The organism is Sphingomonas sp. T1, from assembly GCF_902506585.1.
Classification (GTDB): domain Bacteria; phylum Pseudomonadota; class Alphaproteobacteria; order Sphingomonadales; family Sphingomonadaceae; genus Sphingomonas; species Sphingomonas aerolata.
Genome location: NZ_LR733875.1, coordinates 1287411 through 1312914 on the forward strand (window position 1 = coordinate 1287411; position 25504 = coordinate 1312914).

Sequence of the window (25504 nt, forward strand, 5' to 3'; positions counted from 1 at the left end):
TATAACGCTCTCATTTAAGACGGAATTAACCTTTTGCTTTCAGATGTTCTTTGGTTAATGAATCAACGGCGGATCGCTTAGCAGGGGCTGGCGTTTTCGCTAAACGGGGGACAACCCATGCGCGTGCTGCTGATCGAGGATGAGCCTACCACCGCCAAGGCCCTTGAGCTTATGCTCACGACCGAGGGCTTCAACGTGTACATCACCGATCTGGGCGAAGAGGGCCTCGATCTTGGCAAGCTGTATGATTACGACATCATCCTGCTCGATCTGAACTTGCCCGACATGCACGGCTATGATGTCCTGAAGCGTCTTCGTGTTGCGCGTGTTGCGACGCCGGTGTTGATCCTGTCGGGCGTCAACGAAATGGACTCCAAGGTTCGCAGCTTCGGGTTCGGCGCGGACGATTACGTCACCAAGCCGTTCCACCGCGAGGAACTCGTCGCGCGGATCCATGCCGTTGTGCGCCGCTCGAAGGGCCATTCGCAGTCGGTCATCCGCACTGGCAAGCTCGCCGTGAACCTCGATGCCAAGACGGTCGAAGTCGATGGCAGCCGCGTTCACCTGACCGGCAAAGAATATGCGATGCTCGAGCTGCTCTCGCTGCGCAAGGGCACCACGCTGACCAAGGAAATGTTCCTCAACCACCTCTATGGCGGGATGGACGAACCTGAACTCAAGATCATCGACGTCTTCATCTGCAAGCTGCGGAAGAAGCTCAGCCTGGCGTGCGATGGCGAAAACTACATCGAGACCGTCTGGGGCCGCGGCTATGTCCTGCGCGAACCCGATGAGATGGTCGAAGCGCAAGTCGCCTGATCTGCTCGGCTGCGCGACCCAAAGTCCAAGGTCGCGCCGCTTCACTCCACAGGTTTAGGCTTGCAACCTTGCCTGATGGTGTCAGTTTAGTCTTCATCGGAGGTGTTCCATGAAAACTATCCTGCTCGCCGTCGGACTGATTGCCTGTTCTGCGGCCGCTTCTGCGCAACTTGGCGTCCCTGGCCCTAGCGGCTTGATAGGTACCAGCGCGCCGTTTCCCGGAAATCCCGGCTGGACGCCGCGCACGAACATTTCGCCCCCGTCGATCACGCCGACGATGCAACGCGAGCGCGAGGCGCGGTTGCGGCTCGTCCTGGCGACTTTCCCCGACCTGCCGACCACTCTCGCAGCCGCACCGCCCCGCCAACGGGCTGCGCTCTACGCGAAGGCCGAACACAAGGCGGTCTGGGCGCGGATCAACGCGCGCGCATCGAAGGATGCCAGCGGCGACCTTTGACGCTACCGGCCGGCTATTTCCGAACCCAGACCTTCTCGCCGCCGACCCAAGTCTCGGCAACCTTGATCGCGCGCAGTTCGGTCGGCGAAGCGATCATCGGATCGCGGTCGACGACGATGAAGTCGGCGCGCTGCCCGGCGGCGAGCGCACCGAACTTCGTTTCCGCAAACCCCGCATAGGCGGCGGCGCCCGTCATCGCCCACCACGCCTGTTCGCGCGAGATGAGCTCCTGCGGCTGCCACCCGCCCTGCGGCTGGTTGTTCGCATCCTGCCGCGTAAATGCGGCGGCCCAGGTGGCGAACGGATCGGGCTTCTCGACCGGGAAATCGGTACCAAAGGCGAGCTTCGATCCGTTCGCCAGCATCGACTTCCACGCATAGGCGCCGGTCAGCCGCCCCGGTCCGAGCCGCGCTTCCGCCATCGTCCGGTCGCTGGTCTGGTGGGTGGGCTGCATCGAGGCGATCGTGCCGAACTTGCCGAAGCGCGGCAGGTCGGCGGGATCGACGATCTGCGCATGCTCGACACGCCAGCGCCGGTCGCCCTTGTAGGTCTCGCTCTCGACCTGGATCGCGTCGAGCACCTGCTGGTCCGCGCGATCGCCGATTGCATGCACCGCGACCTGGAACCCGTCCATCGCCGCGCGGCTCATCTGGTTCTGGAGCTGCGCATCGGTCAGGAAGCCCAGCCCGGTCTGCCCCGGTGCATCGGCATAGGGTTTCAGCAACCACGCGCCGCGCGAGCCGAGCGCGCCATCGGCATAGAGCTTCACCCCGCCCATCCGCAGATGGTCGTCATACAGCCACGGCGTCGGCCCCTTGCCGCCGATCCGCCCAGCGGTCTCGACCCCCAGCGCATAGCTCATGATCCGGACGCGCAACCCGCCGATATCCGCCATCCGGCGATAGGTCAGCCAGTCGTCGAGCGTGGTGCCCATGTCGGCGACCGCGGTGACGCCGTACCCGAGCAGGATCCGCTGAGCAGTAAGGAAGGCCGCATCGCGCTCCTTGGGCAGCGGTTGCGGCACGACCTTCTCGACCAGAGATTGCGCGGCATCGACGAACACGCCCGACGGCGCGCCGCCGCTTTTTTCGATGCGCCCGCCCGCCGGGGCGACCGTGGCACCGGTGATCCCCGCCTCGCGCATCGCGACACTGTTCGCCCAGCCGGCATGGCCGTCCGCGCGCGACAGCCAGATCGGATGGCCGCCCGACACCGAGTCGAGATCCGCGGCGGTCGGGAACCGCCCGAGCCCCCAGGCTTCCTGGTTCCAGCCGCGGCCGAGCACCCATTTGCGATCGGGATTGGCCGCGACATAGGCGGCGATCCGCGACTTTGCGTCGTCGAGCGAGGTCGCTGCCGACAGATCGAGCGACAGCGCGCCGAAGCCGAGCTCGATCACATGGCCATGCGCATCGACGAAGCCGGGCAGCACGGTCTTGCCGCCCATGTCGGTGCGCCAGTCATAGAGCGGCTTGCCCGCGTTCTTCTTCAATTCCTTGCGGCTGAGCTTGGGGGGCTCCTCCCCCGGCGGCACCAGCCGGGTCACGCGGCCGTCCTTGTCGACCAGGATCGCCTTGAACCGGACGATCTTGCCGCCCTCGGTGATGGTCAGGCCGTTGACGTTGTCGACGATCCCGTCGGCCAGCGCCGGGGTGGCGAACAGCGACAGGGCGGCACTTGCGAACAGGACAGGCTTCACTTCGGCAATCTCCGCACCAACGCACTCGTATCCTGCCGCGCGCCGCCCATGGCCTGCACATCGGCATAGAATTGATCGACCAGCGCCGCGACCGGCAGGACCGCGCCGTTGCGCCGCGCCTCGTCGAGCGCGAGCCCCAGATCCTTGCGCATCCAGTCGACCGCAAAGCCGAAGTCGAAGTCTTCCTTCGCCATCGTCGGCCAGCGATTGACCATCTGCCAGCTCTGCGCCGCGCCGCCCGAAATCGCCTCGAACACCTTGTCGAGGTCGAGCCCGGCATTCTGCGCGAAGCGGATCGATTCGGACACGCCCTGGATCACCCCGGCGATCGCGATCTGGTTGCACATCTTGGTCGTCTGGCCCGCGCCCGCGTCACCGACATGGACGATCCGTGCGGCATAGGCCTGCATATACGGCTCGGCCTTCGCCATGGCGTCGGCGGAACAACCGCACATGATCGACAATGTGCCGTTCTCGGCACCCGCCTGCCCGCCCGACACCGGCGCATCGACGACGAGCGCGCGGGCGCCCGCCAGCCGCCGGGCGATCGCGGCGGAGACGGTGGTATGGTCGACGAACACCGCGTCGTCGCGCATCGCCGCGAACGCGCCGTCCTCACCCAATGTCACTGCCGCCAGATCATCGTCATTGCCGACGCAGGTGAACACCGCATCCGCCTCGCGCGCCGCCAGAGCCGGCGTGTCCGCGACCGATCCGCCATATTTATCGGCCCATGCCAAAGCCTTGGCCTGGGAGCGATTATAGACGGTGACGTCGTGCCCTGCCGCGACGAGATGCCCCGCCATCGGCGCGCCCATCACGCCAGTCCCGATGAATGCCAGTTTTGCCATGGATCAAGCGCATAAGCGGTGTTTCCCCTGCGCGCCAGATGGTCTAGCGCAACGCCTATGGCTACCCTCGCTGCCGTAGCGGCACCCACCCTTCCCGTGTCCATCGACGACGTTCGCGCCGCGCATGACCGGATCCGCGCCTCGATCGTCCGCACGCCGACGCTGATCAGCCGCACGCTGAGCCAGATGACCGGCGCGACGGTCTATCTGAAGTTCGAGAATCTTCAGTTCACCGCGGCCTACAAGGAACGCGGCGCGCTTAACACGCTGCTACAGCTATCGCCCGAAGCGTGCGCAAAGGGCGTGATCGCTGCGTCGGCGGGCAATCACGCACAGGGTCTTGCCTATCACGCCAACCGGCTCGGCATCCCCGCGACGATCGTGATGCCGACCAACACCCCGACCGTGAAGGTCACGCAGACCGAAGGGCACGGCGCCAAGGTCGTGCTGTTCGGCGACACCTTCGACGCCGCCTATGCGCATGCCCGCATCCTCGAGGGCGAATGCGGCTTCACCTTCGTCCATCCCTTCGATGACGCCCGCGTCATTGCCGGCCAGGGCACGACCGCGATCGAGATGCTCGAGGACGTGCCCGAGATTGACATGATGGTCGTCCCGATCGGCGGCGGCGGCCTGATCTCGGGCGTCGCGACCGTGACACGGGCCAACGCCGCGCAGGGCGGTCATGCGATCGAGGTGGTCGGCGTCGAGGCCGAGCTGTTCCCGTCGATGTACAACCGCATCAACGGGACGACGATGCCCTGCGCCGGCGACACGCTGGCCGAGGGGATCGCGGTCAAGGAGCCCGGCGGCATCACCTCCAAGATGGTCGCCGAACTCGTCGACGACATCGTCCTGGTCAGCGAGCGTAGTCTGGAGATGGCGGTCAGCCTGCTGCTCCAGATCGAGAAGACGGTCGTCGAGGGCGCCGGTGCCGCCGGCCTCGCCGCGCTGCTCCAGCATCCCGAGCGCTTCAAGGGGCGCACTGTCGGGATCATCCTGTGCGGCGGCAATATCGACACGCGGCTGCTCGCCAACGTCCTGCTGCGCGATCTTGCACGCTCGGGCCGCCTCGCAAGGCTGCGCATCCGCCTGCAGGATCAGCCCGGCGCGCTGTACAACGTCGCCCGGATCTTCGATCAGGAGCGGGTGAACATCATCGAGGTGTATCATCAGCGCGTCTTTACGACGCTGCCGGCAAAGGGGCTGATCACCGATATCGAATGCGAGGCCCGCGATCGCGCGCATCTCGATCGGCTGGTCACCGCGCTGAAGGCGGCGGGCTACGAGACGAGCACCGTCGAACTGGCCTGATCCCTGGCCAACGCCGCCGGGAATTTCTTTTACCACCGCGGGCCGCCCCACTTTCCAGCGGCCCGCACAGGAATCATATACCGCCCGCGCCTTGAGAGCGCATGAAGCCGAGAGAGGGGCACTTCGCGATGACTGCGCCTTTTCGGTTTCCCCGGTTCTTCGTCACTAGCCCCGGCCCCTGCCCCTATCTGCCCGATCGGGAGGAGCGGAAGGTCTTCACCGAGCTGAACGGCCCGCATGCGGTCGAGCTCAACGACGCGCTGAGCCGGATCGGGTTTCGACGGAGCCAGGGCGTCGCCTACCGGCCGAGCTGCACCGGCTGCAGCGCCTGCGTGTCGGTTCGCGTCGTGACGCCGGAATTCACGCCCAACGCGACGCAGCGCAAATTGCTCAAGCGCCACGGCGACATCACCGCGACCGTCTGTCGCGCATGGGCGACTGACGAACAGTTCCAGCTGTTGCGCCGCTATCTGTCGGCGCGTCACCCGGACGGCGGCATGGCCGGGATGGACGAGGACGATTATGCCGACATGGTTGAGCATTCGCCCGTCGACTCGCTGATCGTCGAATATCGCGAACCGGGCATCGGCAGTGCCCCGGGCCGGCTGGTCGGCGCCTGCCTCACCGATCGCCAGGCCGACGGGCTGTCGATGATCTACAGCTTCTTCGCAGCGGACGACGCATCGCGGCCGGGCTTCGGCAACTACATCATCATCGACCACATCCTGCGCGCACGCGGTGCGGGGCTACCCTATGTCTATCTGGGCTATTGGGTGAAGGGATCGGGCCGGATGGAATACAAGATCCGCTACCGCCCGATCGAGGCGCTCGGCCCGGGCGGATGGAGCCGCCTGAGCGAAGAGGACCTGCTGGCGGCCGCCTCCGGGCAGGGCCCCAGGCAGCGCAAGGACTAGCCGCCGACGGTCACTGGCCGTCCCGCGACACGACGACATCGACCTCCAGCCGCTCGCCGCCCTCGCCGAGCCGCGATCCTGCCACCGGCGCGGCCCCCGCGGCATCGAGGGCGACCGCAACCCGGACGTGATGCTCTTCTGGACAGTCGCCGGTGAACGGGTCGAAACCGATCCAGCCCAGCCCGTCGACATGCGCCTCCGCCCAGCCATGCGGCGTCGGACGGTGATCATCCTCGCGTTCGGTCAGAAGATAGCCCGACACATAGCGCGCCGGCGCCCCCAGCGAACGCGCGGCGACGATGAACATCTGTGCAAAGTCCCGCGAGGTGGCGCTGTCGAGCCGGAACGCTGCCGCCGCGCCGAGGTTTGGCTCGGGACGGCCGGGATTGGCGGCAAAGCGTTCGTGCAACGCCTCGTTCACTCGGTGCAGCGCCCCGATCCGGCCCTTGGCGGGGGTCGCGGCGCGTGCGGCGAAGTCGGCAATGGCCTTGTCCTGCGCGGTGGTCTCGGTCGGCCGGAGGAACAACGCCGGCGGCAGCACCTCATAGGCGCCGTGCACGACGCCGTCGGAATGGCTGGTCAGCACCTCGCCCGTGACGTCGATCTCGATCCCGTCGATCGGCCCGTCGATGTAGAGCATCGTGATGGCATTGCCGAACCCGTCGCGCCCCTGCCGCAGCCGGGCATCGCAGTCGATATCGATCCGCCACTGCGCGACCGTCTGGTCATGCGTGTTCTGCGGGGTCATGCGGAGCATCTGGACGAGGCGGCTCTGCGGCTCGGTGAAGCGATAGATCGTGCGGTGATCGACCGACAACCGCATCAAAGGAACTTGAACTGCCGGCCGATCGCGCCGTGAAGCAGCGCATTTTCCTGGATGAAGGCCTGCAGATACTGGTGCAGACCCGATGCGATCACCTCGCCGGATCGGGTTCGCCCCAGCCGCGAGGCACGGAGCCGCGCCATCCGGTCCGCCTCGCCATGCTGGCCGGTGCGTTTCGCAAGCAGATTGAGCACGTCCACCGTCTCCTCGACCGAGGCTGCGAGACTACGCGGCAGCTCCGCACGCGCCAGCAACAAATCGATGACGTCGGCCGGCCGAAGGCCGTCATTGTACATCCAGCGATAGGCGGTCACCGCCGACACGGTCTGCAGGATGGTCGTCCACTGGTCGCGATCGATCGCGCCGCCCAGCTTCTGTCCCTCCGGCAGGAGGATATGATATTTGACGTCGAGCAGCCGCGCGGTGTTGTCCGCGCGCTCGACCGCCTGGCCGAGCCGGATGAACCAGGTCGTCTGGTTGCGCAGCATACGGTGGATCGCACCCTCGAACCCGCGCGTCTCGGTCTTGACCGCCTCGACCAGGTTGAGCTGCGCGGTCGTACTGCCGGGGGTCGCGCGGTTTTCGAACAACAGCCACGCACGGTTGATCGCGGTCCATGATTCCCGCGTCAGCGCGGTCCGCACCGCCTTGGCATTGTTGCGCGCCATGTCGAGGCAGCGGACGATCGATCCCGGATGGCTGGCGTCGAGCGTCAGGAAGCGCACCACGTCGCGCTGCCCGACCGGCACCCCGGTCTTGGCAAAGGCCTCGTCGGTCTCGGTGACCGCCAGCGCCGATGCCCAGGCCGCCTCGCCCGCAGGCTGCGACGACAACACGTCGAGGCGCACCGTCGCCTCGACCAACCGCGCGATGAAATCGGCACGTTCGAAATAGCGTCCCAGCCAATAAAGGGACGAGGCGGTCCTCGACAGCATCAGGATTGCGCCTCCGGCCCGGGCATGCCTTCGCCGAGCGTCTGCGTCATCCCGCCCAGCGTCTGCGTCATGCCGCCCGCCCCCATCCGCTGCGATTGATCCGCCATCAGGACGAAGCTGTCCTTCGTACCGCCACCCTGGCTCGAATTCACGACCAGCGACCCCTGCTTCAGCGCAACGCGGGTCAGCCCGCCCGGCACGACCTGGACGCCCTTCGACCCGGTCAGCACGAACGGCCGGAAATCGACATGGCGCGGGCACAGCCCGGATTCGGCCATCGTCGGTACGGTCGACAGCGCGAGCGTCGGCTGCGCGATGTAGCGATGCGGCTCGGCGATCAGCGCGGCACGGAAATCCTCGATCTCCTGCTTCGTCGCGGTCGGGCCGACCAGCATGCCATAGCCGCCCGAACCGTCGACCAGCTTGACGACGACGTCCTCGAGATTGTCGAGAACATATTTCAGCGCCTGCGGCTCGCGGCACCGCCATGTCTCGACATTGGGCAGCTTGCACTCGCCGCCCGAATAGAATTTCACGATGTCGGGCATGTAGCTGTAGATCGCCTTGTCGTCGGCGATGCCGTTGCCCGGCGCGTTGATGATCGCGACATTGCCCGCGGCATAGGCGGCGATCAGCCCCGGCACGCCGAGCGCGCTGTCGGGACGGAAGACCAGCGGGTCGAGATAATCGTCGTCGATCCGGCGATAGATCACGTCGACCTTCACGCGCCCCGCGATCGTCCGCATCCATACGACATCATCGTCGACCACCAGATCGGCCGCCTCGACCAGCTCGACGCCCATCGTATCGGCGAGGAAGCTGTGCTCGTAATAGGCCGAGTTATAATGCCCCGGCGTCAGCACGACGCAGGTCGGTGCGCTGACGCCGTGCGGCGCGACCGACTTCATCGTCTCGAGCAGCCGATCGGGATAACTGTCGACCGCCGCGACGCGAAACTCGCGGAACAGCTCGGGGCAGAGCCGCAGCATCGCCTCGCGATTCTCGAGCATGTAGCTGACCCCCGAGGGCGTCCGCGCATTGTCCTCGAGCACGAAAAAGTCGTCGGGTCCGGTGCGTACCAGATCGATCCCGCAGATATGCGCCCAGACCCCATGCGGCGGGCGCATCCCGGCGATTTCGGGACGGAACTGCGCATTGCCCATGACGAGATCCTCGGGGAGGATCCCCTCCTTTAGGATGCGGCGTTCGCCATAGATATCCTCGAGGAACGCATTGATCGCCTCGACACGCTGGACGAGCCCTTCGGACAGCCGCGTCCATTCGTCATGCAGGAACACCCGCGGGACGATGTCGAACGGGATGATCCGTTCGGCCGCTTCGTTCTCGCCATAGACGGCAAAGGTAATGCCGAGCTGCCGAAACGTCGTTTCAGCCGCCTGCTGGCGACGCCGCAACTCGGCGTCGGGCGTCTCCTCGATCCAGCGGCCCAAGGCGGCAAGTTCGGGACGGACACGGGTATCGCCCGGTGCCCCCATGATTTCGTCGAACGCTTGTTTCCCCATCGAAATGGTAAATTCCCCATCAAGCGTTGCAGTTCCATGCTGCAACGCTTCACCGCGCTGCACAAGCCGGATTAGACGCCCAGCCCCGCCAGCAGCGCCGGGGTGAGGACCTGCGGCAGGACGGTCGGCTCGGCCGCTCCCGGCGCATAATAGAGATAGAGCGGCACGCCTGCACGGTTATGGGCCTCGATGAAGCGGCCCATGACCGGGTCGCCATCGGTCCAGTCGCCGATCAGCACCGCGACCTTGTTCTTGGCGAACGCGTCGCGGACCGTCGCGGTCTCGATCGCCGCCTTCTCGTTGACCTTGCATGTCAGGCACCAGTCGGCGGTGAAATAGACGAACACGCCGCGCTTCTTGGCGCGCAGCGCGGCAAGCTTCGCCTCGCTGAACGCCTCGTCGCCGGCGACCGCCGTCTTGGCCGCGGCCGGCGGCGCGCGGGCGATGACGACCGCGCTGCCGACGAACACGACCGCCAGCGCGGCAAGGGTCGCCGCGCCGAACGCCTTGCCCTTGCGCTGCCGGGTGCCGCCGATCCACAGCACCGCGCCGATCGCCAGAACCGCGACGAGCGCGAGCGTCAGGCTGTCGACGCCAGTCTGACGGCCCAGCACCCAGGCGAGTGCGATCGCGGTGAGGAACATCGGCACCGACAGGACATGCCGGAACGTCTCCATCCAGACGCCGGGCTTGGGCAGCCAGCGCCGCCACGCGGGTACGAAGCCGATTGCGAGAAACGGCAGCGACAGCCCGAGTCCCAGCCCGGCGAACACCGCCATCGCCGCGGGCCAGGGCAGCACGAGCGCCGCGCCCAGCGCTGCACCCATGAACGGCCCGGTGCACGGCGTCGCGATGAATGCGGCCAGCGCACCGGTCGCAAACGCACCGCTCGCACCGCTTTCGCCCGCGAACCGCGGCGTCGGCACCTCGAACAGCCCGGCCAGATTGAACGCGATCGCGGTGCTCAGCAGCAGCAGCACGATGATCGCCGCGGGATGCTGCAACTGGAACGCCCAGCCGACCGCAGACCCGCCCGCACGCAGCGCGAGGATCGCCGCGCCAAGGCCAAGGCACACCAGCACGACGCCCGCGGTATAGGCCAGGGCCTCGTGCCGCGCCTCGCGTTCGCTGGCGCCACCGCGCGCGAGGCTGAGCGCCTTCAGGCTCAGGATCGGGAAGACGCAGGGCATGATGTTGAGGATCAGCCCGCCGAGCACCGCGCCCGCAAACGCCGCCAGTGCGGTCGCCCACAGCCCGCCCGCATTATCCGATGGCCCCGCCGCAACGACCCCCGGCGCGGCGCTGACCGCGAGCCCCTGCGCGTCGCCGATCCGCAGCACACCTTCTATCGACGCATTGGCCTTGCCATTGGCCGCCAGTCGCGTCGCGATCGTCAGCGTATCGCCCGACCGCGTCACGGTCTGGCGCGCGCCATTGTCGATCACGCCGGTGGTGAGCGGGAAGAAATAGGCATCCTGCGCCCTGGCCCCGGCCGGGAACGGCACCGCGACGCGCAGCACGCCCTGGTCGACCGCATAGGTCGCGCCCGCATCGAGCGGCTTGGGGATCGCCCGCCGCCATCCGGCAAAGGCGCTGGCCTGCGACGGCGCGCCGTCACCGATCGTCAGGTCGAGCGAGAGCGCCTGCTCCTCGGGCACGCAGATCGTCGCCGAACAGACAAGATAAGACGTCTTCAGCCGGATCGGCAGCTTGGCGCCCGCCGCCAGCCCCGCCGGCACCTGGATCGTCACGAGTGGCGCATAGGGCGCCTCGTAAACATAGTTCATCAGCCCCGCGATCAGCAGCGTCGTCGGGACGGGCCATTCGGGCTGCCCCGCCGTCGCCCCGCGCGGCAGCGTCCAGTCGAACGTCGCGGGAAACCCCGCATCGCCCGGATTGGCCCAATAGCCATGCCAGCCCGTATCGGGAGTCGTTGCGATCGCGATGGTCAGCGGTGCGCCCGCTTTCGGATGGTCGCTTTCAGCAACGAGGCGCATGCTCAGATGCCGGCTCGAGCCGTCGAGCGGGTCAGCCAGCGCCGGCGTCGCCACGAGGCCATACAGCGCGAGCAGCATCGTCATCAGGACGCAACGTAAACTGCGCATGGCCATCCTTGTTTCGTTCATCGGCCACAGCCATAGCGAGGACGACACCGCATTACATCCGAAAGCAGTCATGCCGCTGCTCGTCAAAGGACTGTCCGTGAAAGCACTTATCGCCGCGTTGCTCCTGACCCCGGCCGCGTCCGTGACCGCGTCCGCGCAGACCGCTCCGGCCCCAGCCCCGGCCCCGGCCCCGGCCCCGGCGGTTGTGGCACCGACGCCCGCCACGCCGCCAAAGCTGATCGTGGCGATCTCGGTCGACCAGTTCGCCGCCGACCTGTTCCAGCAATATCGCAACCACTTCACCGGCGGCTTCACCCGCCTGCTGAACGGGGTGGTGTTTCCAAGCGGCTATCAGAGCCATGCCGCGACCGAGACCTGCCCCGGCCACTCGACCATCCTGACGGGCATGCGTCCCGCGCATACCGGGATCATCGCGAACAACTGGGTCGACCAGCGCGCCGGCCGTCCCGACAAGATCGTCTATTGCTCGGAGGACGAGCGCGTCGCGGGCAGCACGCATGACAGCTACACCGTGTCCGACATGCACCTGAAGGTGCCGACGCTCGGCGAGATGATGAAGGCGCGGGATCCGCGCACCCGCTCGGTCTCGGTCGCGGGCAAGGATCGCGCGGCGGTGATGATGGGCGGCCACAAGGTCGACGAGCTCTGGTGGTGGGACGGCAAGACCTATGTCTCCTATGCGGGCCGCGCGGTACCGCCGGCGGTGCAGCGCACGCGCACCGCGGTCGCCGGGCTGATCGCGCTGCCCCAGGCCGCGCTGCCGCTGCCCGGCTATTGCGCAGGCGTGAACCACCCGATCGTGATCGCGGGCAAGACGTACGGCCAGGGCCGCTTCGAGCGCGAGGCGGGCGACGCCAAGGGCTTCCGCGTGTCGCCGGCGTCCGATGCCGCGGTGTTCGCGATGGCAGCCGCGCTCGTGCAGGACATGAAGCTCGGTCAAGGGCCGCAGACCGACATCATCGACATCGGCGCATCGGCGACCGATTATATCGGCCACACCTACGGCACGCAGGGGTCGGAGATGTGCATCCAGATGGCCGAGCTCGACAAGACGCTCGGCGGCTTCTTCGCGGTGCTGGACGAGACCGGCGTGGATTACGAGGTCGTGCTGACCGCCGATCACGGTGCGCACGACGCGACCGAGCGCCAGCAGCAGCGCGCGATGCCGATGGAGGCGCATATGGACGAGAATGTGCTCGCCAAGCAGGTCGGCACCGCGATCGCCAAGGATCTGGGCCTGCCTGGCAGCGTCCTGCTCGGGACCGAGGGCGACGTCTATATCGACGATGCGCTACCTGCCAAGACGCGCGCCAGGGTGCTGACCGAGGCGCTGCGCCGCTACCGTGCGCTGCCGCAGGTCGCCGCCGCCTTCTCGGCTGCCGAGATCATGGCAACGCCGATGCCGACCACCCCGCCCGAGACCTGGACGCTGATCGAACGCGCGCGCGCCTCCTATGCCGAGGGCCGCTCGGGCCAGTTCGTCACGCTCCTGAAGCCACGCGTGACGACAATCGTGTCGCCCGCCGGCGGCTATGTCGAAACGCACGGCAGCCCGTGGGATTATGATCGCCGCGTGCCGATGCTGTTCTGGCGCAAGGGGATCGCCGGGTTCGAACAGCCGCTGTCGGTGGAAACCGTCGACATCGTCCCGACGCTCGCCGCAACGATCGGCCTGCCGGTATCGGGGCTCGACGGTCGCTGCCTCGACCTCGACGCCGGCGCGGCGAGCACCTGCCCGAATTGAGGGGGCTCGCCACCCCGCCCCTTCCATCATCCCAGCGAAAGCTGGGATGATGGGGGGTGTGGACGCGGTGCTACCGGCCCACTTTTCCCGACGGCTCTGCCAAAAACTACCGCGTCTCGAACGCCCGCAACCCCGGCCCCAGCCGGTTCGCCCCCAGCGCCAGCCGGTCATGGCTGTAATCCGCCAGGAATGCGGGGCTGGTCGCATCGCCCGGTGCCAGCCGCGCGTCATTGTCCTCGACGCGCAACCCGGTCGAGCGATAGGTCTTCGCCTCCGCCGCGACGACGATCAGACCGGTGTGGTTCTCCTTCTGCCGTCCCTGCACGAAGGTGTTGCGCGCGATCAGCCCGGTCGCGCCGTCGGGCAGGTCGATCATGTAGTTGGTCTTGCGCCCCGCGCTGTCGTCGAAGCTGTTGTCGGTGATCGAGACGGTCGGCACGCGCAGTTTGACGTAATGCCCGCCGGTCCCGCGTTCGAACCGCGACCGGGTGATCGTCACGCTGCCCTGGTTCGCCAGATACACGGCATGCGAACAGCTGGGCGACTGGTCGCACTGGCCTAGCCCCGAAAAGGTCGACCGGTCGATCGTGATCCGCTGCCCGCTCGGCTCGCCGCCGAGGATGCCCTCCTGGCTGTCGAGGAACATCGCGTTGACGACGCTGAGGTCCCCCATCTCGGTGCGGATCCCCGCGCCATTGCCGTCGGGGACGCTGTAGCCGCGAAAGACCAGGCCATCGACGACCGACCCCTGCCCGCGCAGCACCAGCGCCGCCTTCGCCTCGCAGGCCACGCCCTCGAAGATCGCGGTACCCGGCTCCGCCGCCTTGAAGGTGATCCGCCCGCCCGCCTGCACCGCGCATTGCCGGTAGGTGCCCGGCGCGATCAGGATCGTCGCGGTGCCGAGCCGGATCGACGAGACCGCCTCCTGCAGCGTCGCAAAGCCCTGCCCGTCGACGGTGAAGGGCGACGCGCGCCGCACCGGCGCTTGGGCCGAGGCGGACGCAGCAACCAGCACGAGCAATAAGAGCGATCGGTTCAAGCAGGGCACTCCCTCATCGGCCAGCCACGATTGCGCCGCCACGCCCCGTCCTTAGCGCGGATGCGTCCCGGCTGCCGATAGCGGGGGCCCGCCCCGCGTCCCGCAATGGCGCAGCCTGCAAACGGATCGACACCGGTTCGACCGTGCCGAAGCATATTGCCGCCGCCTGCCCGGCCGCATACGACCCGGCAGCATAAAGCCGGCGGGGGGCCCCCGACCGCGCGAGAGGGGGAATGCATGCACGCCATGACACCGACGGAGGTCTTCCTCCTTGCGATGCTCATCATCTTCAGCGTCCCCTATCTGGTCTGGCGGCTGGGCCGGACCGACTACTGGGCACCGCTGGTCGTCGTGCAGATCTTTGGCGGCATCCTGCTCGGACCGGGCGTGCTCGGCGCGCTCTTCCCCGATTATTATGCGACGATCTTCACCCCTGCGACAATCGGCTCGCTGAACGGCGTCGCCTGGTGGGCGGTGATGATGTTCGTGTGGGTCGCTGGCATCGAACTCGATCTTGGCGCGGCATGGCGACATCGCCGCGAGACCGCGGTCACCGCCGGCCTCGCGCTGGCGGTGCCGCTCGCGACCGGCAGCATCGCGGCCGCGCTGATGCTGCGCTATCCGGGCTGGGCAGGCGTGTCGGGTGCGCGGTGGCAGGTCATTCTGGGCATCGGCATGGCCTGCGCGGTTACCGCGCTGCCGATCCTCGTGCTGTTCCTCGAAAAGCTCGAGGTCCTGCGTGAGCCGATCGGCCAGCGCATCCTGCGCTATGCCAGCCTCGACGATATCGCGATCTGGGGCGTGCTCGCGCTGATCCTGCTCGATTGGGAGCGGGTTGGCCGGCAGGCGGGCTTCCTGGTCGGCTTCGCCGTCGCCACCCTGCTGATCCGCCGACTGATGGCGCGGATCCCGGAGCGCGATCGCTGGTATGTCAGCCTGATCTGGCTCGCCGGCTGCGGGTTCGCCGCGGACTGGGCGGGGCTGCATTTCATGGTCGGCGCGTTCCTGTCGGGCGCGGTGCTCGACGCGAAATGGTTCGACCAGATCCGAATGGACGATTTCCGCCGCTTCGTGCTGCTCGCGGTGATGCCGGTGTTCTTCCTGTCGACCGGCCTGAAGACGCAATGGGCGGTCGGTGGGATCGCGGTGTTCGCCGCCGCGGCCTTGCTGCTGCTCGCCTCGGTCGGCGGCAAGCTGGCGGGGGTCCACGCCGCCGGACGGATCCTCAAATGGCGCCCGGGCGAGGCGTCGGCGATCGGCTGGCTGCTTCAGACCAAGGCGCTGATCATGATCATCTTCGTCAACATCCTGCTCGACAAGGCGATCATCACCAACGAAACCTTCACCGCCCTGCTGCTGATGGCGCTGGCCAGCACGATGCTGAGCGTACCGATGGTGGCGCCGAAATTGAAGAAGCTGGCGGCCTTGGTCGGGCGTAGCGCCTGACAGCCATAAGCATGGCGCCACCCCGGCGAAGGCCGGGGTGACGTCACGGTTCGGGGTTCAGTCTAGGTTCGGCCGCAGCCAGCGCTCCGCGATCGGCAGGTCGACGCCGCGGCGCTCCGCATAGTCTTCCAGCTGGTCGCGGCCGACGCGGGCGACACCAAAATACTCCGCCTGCGGGTGGCCGAAATAGAAGCCCGAGACGGCCGCGGTCGGGAACATCGCGAAGCTCTCGGTCAGTTCGAGCCCGGTCGCGGTCTCGGCATCGAGCAGGTCGAACAGGATCGGCTTCAGGCTGTGATCGGGGCATGCGGGATAGCCCGGCGCAGGGCGGATGCCGCGATACTGTTCCTTGATCAGCGCATCGTTGGTCAGCTGTTCGTCGGGTGCATAGCCCCACAGCTCCTGACGGACATGCTTGTGCAGCCGTTCGGCGAACGCCTCGGCAAAGCGATCGGCGAGCGCCTTCAGCAGGATGTCGTTGTAATCGTCATGCCCGGCCTTGAAGCGCGCGATATGCTCGTCGATCCCGTGGATGCCGACTGCGAACCCACCGAACCAGTCACCCGCGGGATCGACGAAATCGGCGAGGCACATGTTCGCCCGCCCCTCACGCTTGGAAATCTGCTGGCGCAGCATCGGCAGGCGCACGTCCTCGTGCGGCATGTCGTGGCCGCGCGTGTGCGAGACGACCACATCGTCCCCCTCGCGCCGCGCCGGCCACAGCCCCACGACACCGCGCGGCGTCAGCCATTTCTCCGCGACGATCGTGTCAAGCATCGCCTGCGCATCCGCATAGAGCGAACTCGCGCTCTCGCCGACGACCTCGTCGGTCAGGATCGCCGGGAAGTTGCCCGCCAGCTCCCAGGCGCGGAAGAACGGCGTCCAGTCGATATAGTCGCGCAGGTCGGTCAGGTCCCAGTCCGCGAACACATGGACGCCGGGCTTCGCGGGCGCCCCGGGCTTCAACGCGAAGTCCGCGACGAACCCGCGCTCGCGCGCCGTCTCGATCGGGATAAGCTCGCTCTGGCCCTTGTTGGCACGCGCCACCCTCACCGCTTCATATTCGTCCGCGGTCTTCGTCACGAACTCGTCGCGGATCGTGTCGCTGACGAGCGTCGACGCGACACCCACCGCGCGGCTCGCATCGAGCACGTGCACGACCGGGCCGTCATAGGCGGGCGCGATGCGCAGCGCGGTGTGGACCTTGGAGGTGGTCGCCCCGCCGATCAGCAGCGGCATCGTCATGCCCGCGCGCTTCATCTCCTCGGCGACGGTCACCATCTCGTCGAGGCTCGGGGTGATGAGGCCCGACAGCCCGATCATGTCCGCGTCATTCTCGTTCGCGGCTTCGAGGATCTTCGACCACGGCACCATGACGCCCAGATCGACCACGTCGAAGCCGTTGCACTGGAGCACAACGCCGACGATGTTCTTGCCGATGTCATGCACGTCGCCCTTGACGGTCGCCATGATGATCTTGCCCTTGCCGCGCGCGCCGGGCTCCTTGGCTGCCTCGATGTAAGGCAGCAGATGCGCGACCGCCTTCTTCATCACGCGCGCCGACTTCACGACCTGCGGCAGGAACATCTTGCCGCTGCCGAACAGGTCGCCGACGACGTTCATCCCGTCCATCAGCGGGCCCTCGATCACCTCGATCGGGCGACCGCCATTGCCGTCGATGATCAGCCGCGCTTCCTCGGTATCCTCGACGACGTGCAGGTCGATGCCCTTGACCAGCGCATATTCGAGCCGCTTGTTGACTCCGAGCGACCGCCATTCGGCGGCCGCCTTCTCCGCGACGACATCAGTGCCGCGATAGCGCTCGGCGAGCTGGACGAGCCGCTCACCCGCTTCGGGATCCTTGTTGAGCACGACGTCCTCGACCGCCTGGCGCAGCTCGGGATCGATATCGTCGTAGATGTCGAGCTGCCCGGCGTTGACGATCGCCATGTCCATCCCCGCGGGGATCGCATAATACAGGAACACGCTGTGCATCGCGCGGCGCACGGGCTCATTGCCGCGGAACGAGAAGCTGAAGTTCGACAGTCCGCCCGAGATATGGACGTGCGGGCAGCGCGCCTTGATCTCGCGGCACGCCTCGATGAAGTCGACGCCGTAATTATCGTGCTCCTCGATCCCCGTCGCGACCGCGAAGACGTTGGGGTCGAAGATGATATCCTCGGGCGGAAAGCCGATGCCGACGAGCAGTTTGTAGGCGCGCTCGCAGATCTCGACCTTCCGGTCCTTGGTGTCCGCCTGCCCGACCTCGTCGAACGCCATCACGACGACCGCGGCGCCGTACGCCATGCACTTCCTGGCTTGGGCAAGGAATTGCTCCTCGCCCTCCTTCATGCTGATCGAGTTGACGATCGGCTTGCCGCTGACGCATTTCAGCCCCGCCTCGATCACGCTCCATTTCGAGCTGTCGACCATGAACGGGATGCGCGCGATGTCGGGTTCGGCGGCGATCAGCTTCAAGAACGTCGTCATCGCGTGGTGCGCGTCGAGCAGCCCCTCGTCCATGTTGACGTCGAGCACCTGTGCGCCGCTCTCGACCTGCTGGCGCGCGACCTCGACCGCGGCAGGATAGTCGCCCGCCATGATCAGCTTCTTGAAGCGGGCCGATCCGGTGACGTTGGTTCGCTCGCCGATGTTGACGAAGGACGTGGAGGAGGGAGTGGTCATCGGTTCATTTCTTCCCCCCCTCCCGCAAGCGGGAGGGGGTCGGGGGGTGGGCGCCCGGCATCCGCGGGCCTAGTCGTTGGGGGAGAGCGCGAGCCCACCCCCTGCCCCCTCCCGCTTGCGGGAGGGGAAGAAAGTCAGGCCGCCATCGTGAACGGTTCGAGCCCGGCAAGCTTGGTCCGCACCTCCGGCCGCGAGACCGCCCGCGGTTCCAGCCCGCGCACGCCGTCGGCCATCGCCTTGATATGCGCAGGGGTCGAGCCACAGCAGCCGCCGAGTACGTTGACCTGCTTGGCCACCGCCCATTCGCCGACCAGCCCGGCGGTCGTCGCCGGCATCTCGTCATATTCGCCGAGTTCGTTGGGCAGCCCGGCGTTCGGGTAGATCATGATCAGCGTGTCGGCGATGCCGGACAGGGTCTTCACATGCGGCCGCAGCTGCTCCGCACCGAACGAGCAGTTGAGCCCGATCGTGATCGGCTTAGCATGCCGCACCGCGTGCCAGAACGCCTCGACCGTGTGCCCCGACAGGTTGCGGCCCGACAGATCGGTCAGCGTCATCGACAGCATGATCGGCACGTCGCGCCCCAGGTCGTCGCCCGCCTCGATCGCGGCCATGATCCCGGCCTTGGCGTTGAGCGTATCGAACACCGTCTCGATCAGGATGAAGTCGACGCCGACCCCCTCGCCGCCCTCGAGCAGCGCGTCGATCTGTTCGCGGTAGACGCCCTTCAGGTAATCGAAATCGATCTCGCGATAGCCGGGATCGTTGACGTCGGGGCTCAGCGACAGCGTCTTGTTGGTCGGCCCGATCGCACCCGCCACAAACCGCGGCCGGCCATCCTTTGCCTCATATTCGGTCGCGAGCGCCCGTGCGATCTTCGCGCTTTCGACGTTGATCGCGCGGACCAGATGCTCGGCGCCGTAATCCGCCTGGCTGATGATGTTCGCGCTGAACGTGTTGGTCGAGACGATGTCCGACCCCGCGTCGAGATATTCGCGCGTGATCGTCTGGGGCACGTCCGGCCTGGTAATCGCCAGAATGTCGTTATTGCCCTTCTGGTCGTGGCTGAGCCCGAGGTCGCCCGCATAGGCCGCCTCGTCGAGCTTCCAGTTCTGGATCTCGGTGCCGAACGCGCCGTCGGTGATCAGGATGCGCTTGGCGGCTTCCGCGTTGAAACGTTCACGTGGTGTCATCGATTGGACTCCCCCCTCCCGCAAAGCGGGAGGGGTCGGGGGGTGGGCGCCCGCTATCCTCGGGCGGTATCGTTGGGGGCGAACGCGAGCCCACCCCCGGCCCCTCCCGCCTGCGGGAGGGGTGATGAATTATGCCGCGGCGACCTTTTCGCTCGGCTTCGCGCGGACGCCGAGCATGTGACAGATAGCATAGGCGAGTTCGGCGCGGTTGAGCGTGTAGAAGTGGAAATCCTTCACGCCCCCGGCATAGAGCCGCCGGCACATCTCGGCCGCGATCGTCGCCGCGACCAGCTGTCGGGCCGCAGGGTGATCGTCGAGCCCCTCGAACAGCCGGTCCATCCAGGCCGGGATCTCCGCCCCGCACGCGTTCGCGAACTTGCGCGTCTGCGCGACGTTCGAGACCGGCAGGATACCGGGCAGGATCTGCGCGGTGATTCCGGCTGCGGCCACCCGGTCGCGGAACCGGAAATAGGCTTCGGGCGAGAAGAAGAACTGCGTGATCGCCCGCGTCGCACCCGCGTCGAGCTTGCGCTTCAGGTTGTCGAGATCGACGTCATGCCCGCCGGATTCGGGGTGGCATTCGGGATAGGCCGCGACCGAAATCTCGAACGGATGCAACCGCGCCAGCCCGGCGACCAGCGCCGCTGCATTCTCATACCCGCCGGGATGCGCCTGATAGGGCTGACCCAGCGTCGGCATGTCGCCGCGCAGCGCGACGATGTGCCGTACGCCGGCCGCCCAATATTCCTCGGCAACCTGATCGATCTCGGCCTTGGTCGCCTCGACGCATGTCAGGTGCGCGGCGGCGTTCATCGACGTCTCGCGCTGGATCCGCGCAACGGTCGCGTGCGTCCGCTCGCGCGTCGACCCGCCCGCGCCATAGGTCACCGACACGAAATCGGGACCGAGCGGCTCGAGCGTGCGGATCGCATCCCACAACTGGGCGTCCATCTTGTCGCTCTTGGGCGGAAAGAACTCGAAGCTGATCCCCACATCGCCCGCGAGGTCGGCAAAGAGCGGTTCTTCGAGCGCACGACGCGCCTCGGCCAGTTGGGGAATAGTGATTGTCGTCATGCCGCCTTCACCTCACGCAAACTCAGGCCAATCCTGCGGCCGAGCCATAATTTCACCGTCAGCTCACCGCCCTCGAGCGTCTCGACGCGCGCGGTCTGCAAACCGGCCGCGTCGAACCAAGCCGTCATCTGATCGTCGGCAAAGCCGAGACGCGTATGCGCATCGCTCAACCGCAATTCCTCGCGGTCGTGGCTCGCGAAATCCGCGATCAGCAACCGCCCGCCCGGCGCCAGCACGCGTGCCGCCTCACGGACCGCGGCGCCCGGCTGCTGCGCGAAATGGAGCACGTGATGCAGGATCGCGACGTCCGCCGCCCCGTCGTCGAGCGGCAGAGCGTACAAATCCGCCTGCCGCAATTCGGCATGCGCCATGTCGTGGAGCTTGGCGCGCGCCAGACGCAGCATCTCCGAACTGCGATCGATCCCCAGCGCCAGTCGGGCATGGCCGCCGAACAGCTCGAGCATCCGACCCGTCCCCGTGCCGATGTCGATCAGCGTACCGACCCGCGCATCGCCGAGCATCGCCGCCATCGCCGCCTCGACCTCGCTTTCGGCGACGTGCAGCGAACGGATCGCATCCCATTCGTCGGCATGCCCCTCGAACCATGCCGCCGCGCTCGCCGCCCGATCGGCGCGTACTGCAGCAAGCCGCGCCGCGTCGGCAACCGCCCAGTGATCGGGTTCTGCCTTGGCCCAGCTATCGAGAGCGGCAGCGACCGGATCGACGACATCGCTGCGCCCCACGCCGACGAATACCCAGCTACCCTCCTTGCGACGCTCCGCCAGACCGGCATCGCACAGGATCTTCACATGGCGCGACACGCGCGGCTGGCTCTGCCCGAGCACCTGCGCGAGTTCGCCAACCGACAGCTCCATGCGACGCAGAAGCGCGAGAATACGCAATCGGGTCGCATCCGCCATCGCACGGAAGATTTCGAGCGCCATCGTCATGGGAAGTCATATAAAGAATTCTTTATATGAGGTCAACGCAGGCCGTAGCGTGTCGCTGGAGGAATGCTGGCCCCAGGGTCGTCCCAACGTCGACGGATCGGAAACGCTTGGTCCGCGTTCGAACACGCGATGAACTGGAAAGCATCCGGCTCACAAGCGCCAGGTCCGTCCGGATCGACGCCGAATTTGATGATGGGAGTGTTATTCATGAAGAAGTTTCTGATCCCCGCGCTGGTCCTGACGGCCGGCCTCGCAGCGTGCAGCAACAATGCGCAGAACGAGACCGCGGAAGCGGCTAACGCCATCGCTGCCGACGCAAGCGCGACGACCCAGAACGCGGTCGCCGATGTCGATGCCGCCAGCGATCGTGCGCTCGGCTCGGCTGAGGCGTCGCTCGACAATGCCGGTGCGCGCATGGACAACGCCGCTGACCGCCTTGACGCCAGCGCCGACCGCGCCGGCGAGCGCGCAGAGGCCAATGCAGACCGTGCGGGTGCCGCGATCAACAACAGCGCCGACCGCGCAGCAGACGCCACGGGTAACACACTGACCCGCGCCGGCAACGCGATCAAGGACTAATCCCCGTCACGGATCGCCCCGCACCGCGTCGTCCGACCGCGATCCGGTCGATGGTCCTGCGCTCCCGGCCTGTCTGGTCGGGACGCGGACTATCAACGGGATTCGCGTCTGGCGGCCGGCTCGGGGCGGTTCTGTCTCTGGTCCTGCTAGGCGCCTGTTCCCCGACTCCGGAACAACCCGGCGCGGTCACGCGGGACGAGGCAGCGCAACTTAACGATGCTGCGACTATGCTCGACGCGAACAGCATGCGCCCCGACGGCCTACCCCCTGTTGGCGACTCGACCGCTGACGGCACGACACCGTCCCCCTCCTCCTCGCAAAGCGACCAGCCCCAATGATGAATCGCCGCCTCGGCTCGACCGATCTCAAGATCGCCCCCCTCGTTCTCGGGGGGAATGTGTTCGGATGGACAGCGGACAAGACCGCCAGCTTTGCGGTCCTCGATGCGTTCGTCGCGGGTGGCGGGACGATGATCGATACCGCCGACATGTATTCGTCATGGGTGGACGGTCATGAGGGTGGCGAATCCGAAACGATGATCGGCGACTGGCTGCGGACGAGCGGCAGGCGCGATGACGTGCTGATCGCGACCAAGGTCGGCATGTTGCCGGGTGAAGGTGGCGAAAAGCTCCAGCCGGCGCGTATCGCGGCAGCGGCCGAAGCATCGCTCAAGCGTCTCGGCACGGATCGCATCGATCTCTATTATGCGCATCAGGATGATGACACGGTGCCGCAAGAGGCTGTTCTCGAGGCCTTCGGCAAGCTCGTCGATGCCGGAAAGGTGCGCGTCATCGGCGCGTCGAACTTCCACGCCGCACGCCTGAAATCCGCGGTGGACGCCGCAAAGGCCAGCGACCTGCCGCGCTATCATGTGCTCCAGCCCGAATATAATCTTGTCAGCCGCGAGAAGTTCGAAGGCGAACTGCAGGACTATTGCGTGACCGAGAATATCGGCGTTCTTCCCTATTATGGTCTCGCGTCGGGCTTCCTTACCGGCAAATACCGCACGCCCGACGATCTGGGCGCAAGCGTTCGCGGCGGTGGCATGCGCGATCTTCTCGAAGGACGAGGCAAGGCAGTCCTCGAGGCAATGGATGCGGTCGTCTCGGACACGGGTGCCAGCCATGCGCAGGTCGCGCTCGCATGGCTGCTGGCACAGCCCGGGATTACCGCACCGATCGCAAGTGCGACCAGCGCGCGTCAGATCGAGGATCTTCTGCCCGCCATGACACTTGAGCTATCTGACGAGCAGCTTTCGACGTTGACGCTGGCGGGCTCATGATCCGTCCCGCGCCCGGGTGACCGGGCGCGGTCTATGCCTCAGCGGAAATGGTTCACCAGGTTCGAATAGTCGTAGGGTTTCTGGAAGAAGGCAACGCCGTCGGGCAGGCCTGCGGCTTTGCTCGGCCGCTGGCCGGACGTGACGACGACCTGGATCTGCGGCCAGCGCCGACGGATGATCGCGGCGAGGGCCAGCCCGTCCATCGAGCCCGGCATGTCGATATCGGTAAAGACCGCCGCGACATCGTCACGCGACGTGAGGATCGCCATCGCCTCGTCCGCATCGTCGGCGACGAGCGTCGACATTCCGGCATCCTCGATCCGCGCCGTTGCGGTGATTTGAACAAGCAGATGATCTTCGACAATCAGAACGATCCCCGCAGCGGGGCGTCTGATCAATGGCGATGCGAACAATGGAAACCCCATACACAAATTCAGGGTCGGCTCACGATCGGTCCGCCTGAGGCAGGTCGGGACGCGTGAGGCGCGAACCCGCTATGAACGGTCGGCGGCGAATTCGGACGCATCGCCGACGCGGATTTTCGTCGCATCGCCTGCGTCCTGTCGCATTCCTGGCGCGTCCAGCCGTATCGGCCCCTCAGTCGCCGACGAACGTCAGTGCCGAGGTGCGACGCTCGCGTTCGTTGACGATCAACGCGCGGCCTGCGGGCGCTGCGGAACGCTGCGGGCAATCCGCGCGGAAGCATGCGCGACAGCCGATGCCGATCGGCATAGCCGCGCCCGTCAGATCGAGACCACTGGCAGCGACCAGCCCGCGCGCGAGTGCCGCCTCGACTCCCAGTCCGATTGCAAACTCGGCACGCACGGCACCGAAGCGGCGCCCCTGCGGACGCACCGTCCGCGCCATTGTCAGCCAGCGCGCTCCGTCCTCCATCTCGACCAGCTGCACCACCAGGTCCCCCGGACGATCGAACGCGTGATGGAGCTGCCACAGCGGGCACCGGCCTTCTGCCTCGACCAGTGCCGCGCCGCTCGCGCCGGGATAGCGCTTCGACGCCTGCCCGGCGCGGTCGATGCGGATCATGAAGAAGGGAAGCCCCCGCGCGCCCACCCGCTGCAACGTCGTCAGCCGGTGCGCGACCTGTTCGAACCCTGCGCCGAACCGTCGCTGCAGCAGCTCGATATCGTAGCCGGTCGCCTCGCAGCCGCGAAGGAACCGCGCATAGGGCATCATCACCGCCGCCGCGAAATAGCTCAGCAGATGGCGTCGATACAGCCGTTCGGCAGCCCGGTCGGTGAAGCCTGCGGCCTTGGCCAGCGCATCGATCTCGGCCTGCGCCTGGATCTGGCCAAGCTGGAACGCGACCGCGAACGTCCGTGAGGCGGGATCGAGCACCTCGCTCAGTTGCAGCTGCCGGGCATGGAGATCGAGCCGCCGCAACGTGTCGGGCAGCACGTCGGCAGGCAGGACGCGGATCGTGATGCCGTGTTTGGCGCGCAGACGCTCGGTGATCGCCCCGTAAAGGTCGCCGGCACCCAGCCGCAGCTCGTCCGCCAGCGCTTCGGCGGCGGCGTCGAGATCGGCAAAGTGATTCCGCCACCGCTCGATCTCGCGGCGCACCAGCGCGACCGGGTCGTCGGATGGCGCAATCGCACCATCCCCCTCTCCCATCCGGTCGAACACGCGCGCAAAGGCCTCGGCACCACCGGGCGCGCTGGCCAGCCATTCCTCGACCTCGTTGCGGTCGATCGCCAGGTCGGCGAACATGGGGTGCGCCAGACGACGGCGGATCGCCTCCGAACCGCCGCCCGGTTCGGCCGCCGCCAGGGTCCGCGGATCGAAGTCGAAGCTTTCCGCCAGTTTGATCAATAGCGTTGCGGAAATCGGCCGCTGGTTGCGCTCGACCAGATTAAGGTAGCTCGGGCTGATCGAAAGCATCTCCGCCATCGCGGCCTGGGTCAGTCCGGCACCGCGCCGCAACCGCCTGATCGCATGCCCTGCCAGTAATTTACGCTCGGCCATTCCGCCTCCCCGTCCTTGTCACGATAGTTACAGAGAGACAGGGTCCGCGCAACGCCCAACGACAGCAC

General features: G+C 66.8%; 21 protein-coding genes. 8 read left to right on the plus strand and 13 right to left on the minus strand.

Annotated elements, in window-relative coordinates; genetic code table 11:
- Positions 1-117 precede the first annotated feature (117 nt).
- Positions 118-819: a response regulator transcription factor CtrA gene (gene ctrA / locus GV027_RS05745; RefSeq protein WP_159511250.1), complete on the plus strand. Its 702-nt coding sequence runs from the start codon at positions 118-120 to the stop codon at positions 817-819.
- Between the two features lie 193 nt (positions 820-1012).
- On the plus strand, positions 1013-1276 hold the full coding sequence (locus GV027_RS05750; protein ID WP_056406098.1) for a hypothetical protein: 264 nt from the start codon (positions 1013-1015) through the stop codon (positions 1274-1276).
- Positions 1277-1289: 13 nt separating this feature from the next.
- Here GV027_RS05750 and GV027_RS05755 read toward each other — a convergent pair whose 3' ends face one another.
- Together GV027_RS05755 and GV027_RS05760 are read right to left on the minus strand one after the other, a co-directional pair.
- Positions 1290-2975, minus strand: coding sequence for an amidohydrolase (locus GV027_RS05755; RefSeq protein WP_159511251.1), 1686 nt, complete (start codon positions 2973-2975; stop codon positions 1290-1292).
- Positions 2972-3826, minus strand: a complete 855-nt coding sequence (locus tag GV027_RS05760) for an NAD(P)-dependent oxidoreductase (protein ID WP_159511252.1) — start codon at positions 3824-3826, stop codon at positions 2972-2974. Before GV027_RS05760 ends, GV027_RS05755 begins: the two co-directional genes overlap by 4 nt.
- 57 nt (positions 3827-3883) lie before the next feature.
- On the opposite strand from GV027_RS05760, the gene GV027_RS05765 reads away from it, so the two are divergent.
- Positions 3884-5140: a threonine ammonia-lyase gene (locus GV027_RS05765; protein ID WP_056406096.1), complete on the plus strand. Its 1257-nt coding sequence runs from the start codon at positions 3884-3886 to the stop codon at positions 5138-5140.
- Positions 5141-5268: 128 nt separating this feature from the next.
- Positions 5269-6054: an arginyltransferase gene (locus GV027_RS05770; RefSeq protein WP_159511253.1), complete on the plus strand. Its 786-nt coding sequence runs from the start codon at positions 5269-5271 to the stop codon at positions 6052-6054.
- 10 nt (positions 6055-6064) lie between these two features.
- Here GV027_RS05770 and GV027_RS05775 read toward each other — a convergent pair whose 3' ends face one another.
- The 4 genes from GV027_RS05775 to GV027_RS05790 form a co-directional block, all read right to left on the minus strand.
- A complete protein-coding gene (locus tag GV027_RS05775; protein WP_159511254.1) occupies positions 6065-6877 on the minus strand; it encodes a transglutaminase family protein in 813 nt (270 codons plus the stop codon).
- The gene (locus tag GV027_RS05780; protein WP_031439469.1) at positions 6877-7812 is read right to left on the minus strand and encodes an alpha-E domain-containing protein; all 936 of its coding nucleotides are present in this window, start codon (positions 7810-7812) and stop codon (positions 6877-6879) included. Before GV027_RS05780 ends, GV027_RS05775 begins: the two co-directional genes overlap by 1 nt.
- Positions 7812-9335 (minus strand): circularly permuted type 2 ATP-grasp protein, encoded by a 1524-nt coding sequence (locus tag GV027_RS05785; RefSeq protein ID WP_056406093.1) that lies wholly within the window; start codon positions 9333-9335, stop codon positions 7812-7814. Before GV027_RS05785 ends, GV027_RS05780 begins: the two co-directional genes overlap by 1 nt.
- A gap of 71 nt (positions 9336-9406) precedes the next feature.
- Positions 9407-11440: a protein-disulfide reductase DsbD family protein gene (locus tag GV027_RS05790; protein ID WP_201302579.1), complete on the minus strand. Its 2034-nt coding sequence runs from the start codon at positions 11438-11440 to the stop codon at positions 9407-9409.
- Between the two features lie 70 nt (positions 11441-11510).
- On the opposite strand from GV027_RS05790, the gene GV027_RS05795 reads away from it, so the two are divergent.
- Positions 11511-13205: an alkaline phosphatase family protein gene (locus GV027_RS05795; RefSeq protein ID WP_201302661.1), complete on the plus strand. Its 1695-nt coding sequence runs from the start codon at positions 11511-11513 to the stop codon at positions 13203-13205.
- Positions 13206-13311: 106 nt separating this feature from the next.
- Here GV027_RS05795 and GV027_RS05800 read toward each other — a convergent pair whose 3' ends face one another.
- Entirely contained in the window at positions 13312-14244 is a 933-nt protein-coding gene (locus tag GV027_RS05800; RefSeq protein ID WP_159511257.1) for a right-handed parallel beta-helix repeat-containing protein, read from the minus strand.
- Between the two features lie 237 nt (positions 14245-14481).
- Here GV027_RS05800 and GV027_RS05805 point away from each other — a divergent pair, with 237 nt between their 5' ends.
- The gene (locus GV027_RS05805) at positions 14482-15690 is read left to right on the plus strand and encodes a cation:proton antiporter (protein WP_159511258.1); all 1209 of its coding nucleotides are present in this window, start codon (positions 14482-14484) and stop codon (positions 15688-15690) included.
- A gap of 57 nt (positions 15691-15747) precedes the next feature.
- Here the strand turns inward: GV027_RS05805 and metH are convergent, their stop codons facing one another.
- The 4 genes from metH to GV027_RS05825 form a co-directional block, all read right to left on the minus strand.
- Positions 15748-18375 carry a methionine synthase gene (gene metH, locus GV027_RS05810; protein ID WP_159511259.1) on the minus strand — a complete coding sequence of 876 codons (2628 nt, stop codon included), beginning with the start codon at positions 18373-18375 and terminating at the stop codon, positions 15748-15750.
- A gap of 134 nt (positions 18376-18509) precedes the next feature.
- A complete protein-coding gene (locus GV027_RS05815; RefSeq protein WP_031396518.1) occupies positions 18510-19568 on the minus strand; it encodes a homocysteine S-methyltransferase family protein in 1059 nt (352 codons plus the stop codon).
- Positions 19569-19697: 129 nt separating this feature from the next.
- Complete coding sequence (gene metF / locus GV027_RS05820; RefSeq protein WP_056406088.1) at positions 19698-20642, minus strand: methylenetetrahydrofolate reductase [NAD(P)H]; 945 nt, start codon at positions 20640-20642, stop codon at positions 19698-19700.
- Complete coding sequence (locus GV027_RS05825) at positions 20639-21592, minus strand: ArsR/SmtB family transcription factor (protein WP_031441608.1); 954 nt, start codon at positions 21590-21592, stop codon at positions 20639-20641. Before GV027_RS05825 ends, metF begins: the two co-directional genes overlap by 4 nt.
- A 207-nt stretch (positions 21593-21799) precedes the next feature.
- Here GV027_RS05825 and GV027_RS05830 point away from each other — a divergent pair, with 207 nt between their 5' ends.
- On the plus strand, positions 21800-22171 hold the full coding sequence (locus tag GV027_RS05830) for a hypothetical protein (RefSeq protein ID WP_159511260.1): 372 nt from the start codon (positions 21800-21802) through the stop codon (positions 22169-22171).
- A 334-nt stretch (positions 22172-22505) separates the two neighbouring features.
- Positions 22506-23453: an aldo/keto reductase gene (locus GV027_RS05835; RefSeq protein WP_159511261.1), complete on the plus strand. Its 948-nt coding sequence runs from the start codon at positions 22506-22508 to the stop codon at positions 23451-23453.
- A gap of 38 nt (positions 23454-23491) precedes the next feature.
- On the opposite strand, the gene GV027_RS05840 is transcribed toward GV027_RS05835, so the two are convergent.
- The gene (locus tag GV027_RS05840) at positions 23492-23878 is read right to left on the minus strand and encodes a response regulator (RefSeq protein ID WP_159511262.1); all 387 of its coding nucleotides are present in this window, start codon (positions 23876-23878) and stop codon (positions 23492-23494) included.
- Positions 23879-24050: 172 nt separating this feature from the next.
- On the minus strand, positions 24051-25436 hold the full coding sequence (locus GV027_RS05845; RefSeq protein WP_159511263.1) for a helix-turn-helix domain-containing protein: 1386 nt from the start codon (positions 25434-25436) through the stop codon (positions 24051-24053).
- Between the last annotated feature and the right edge of the window lie 68 nt (positions 25437-25504).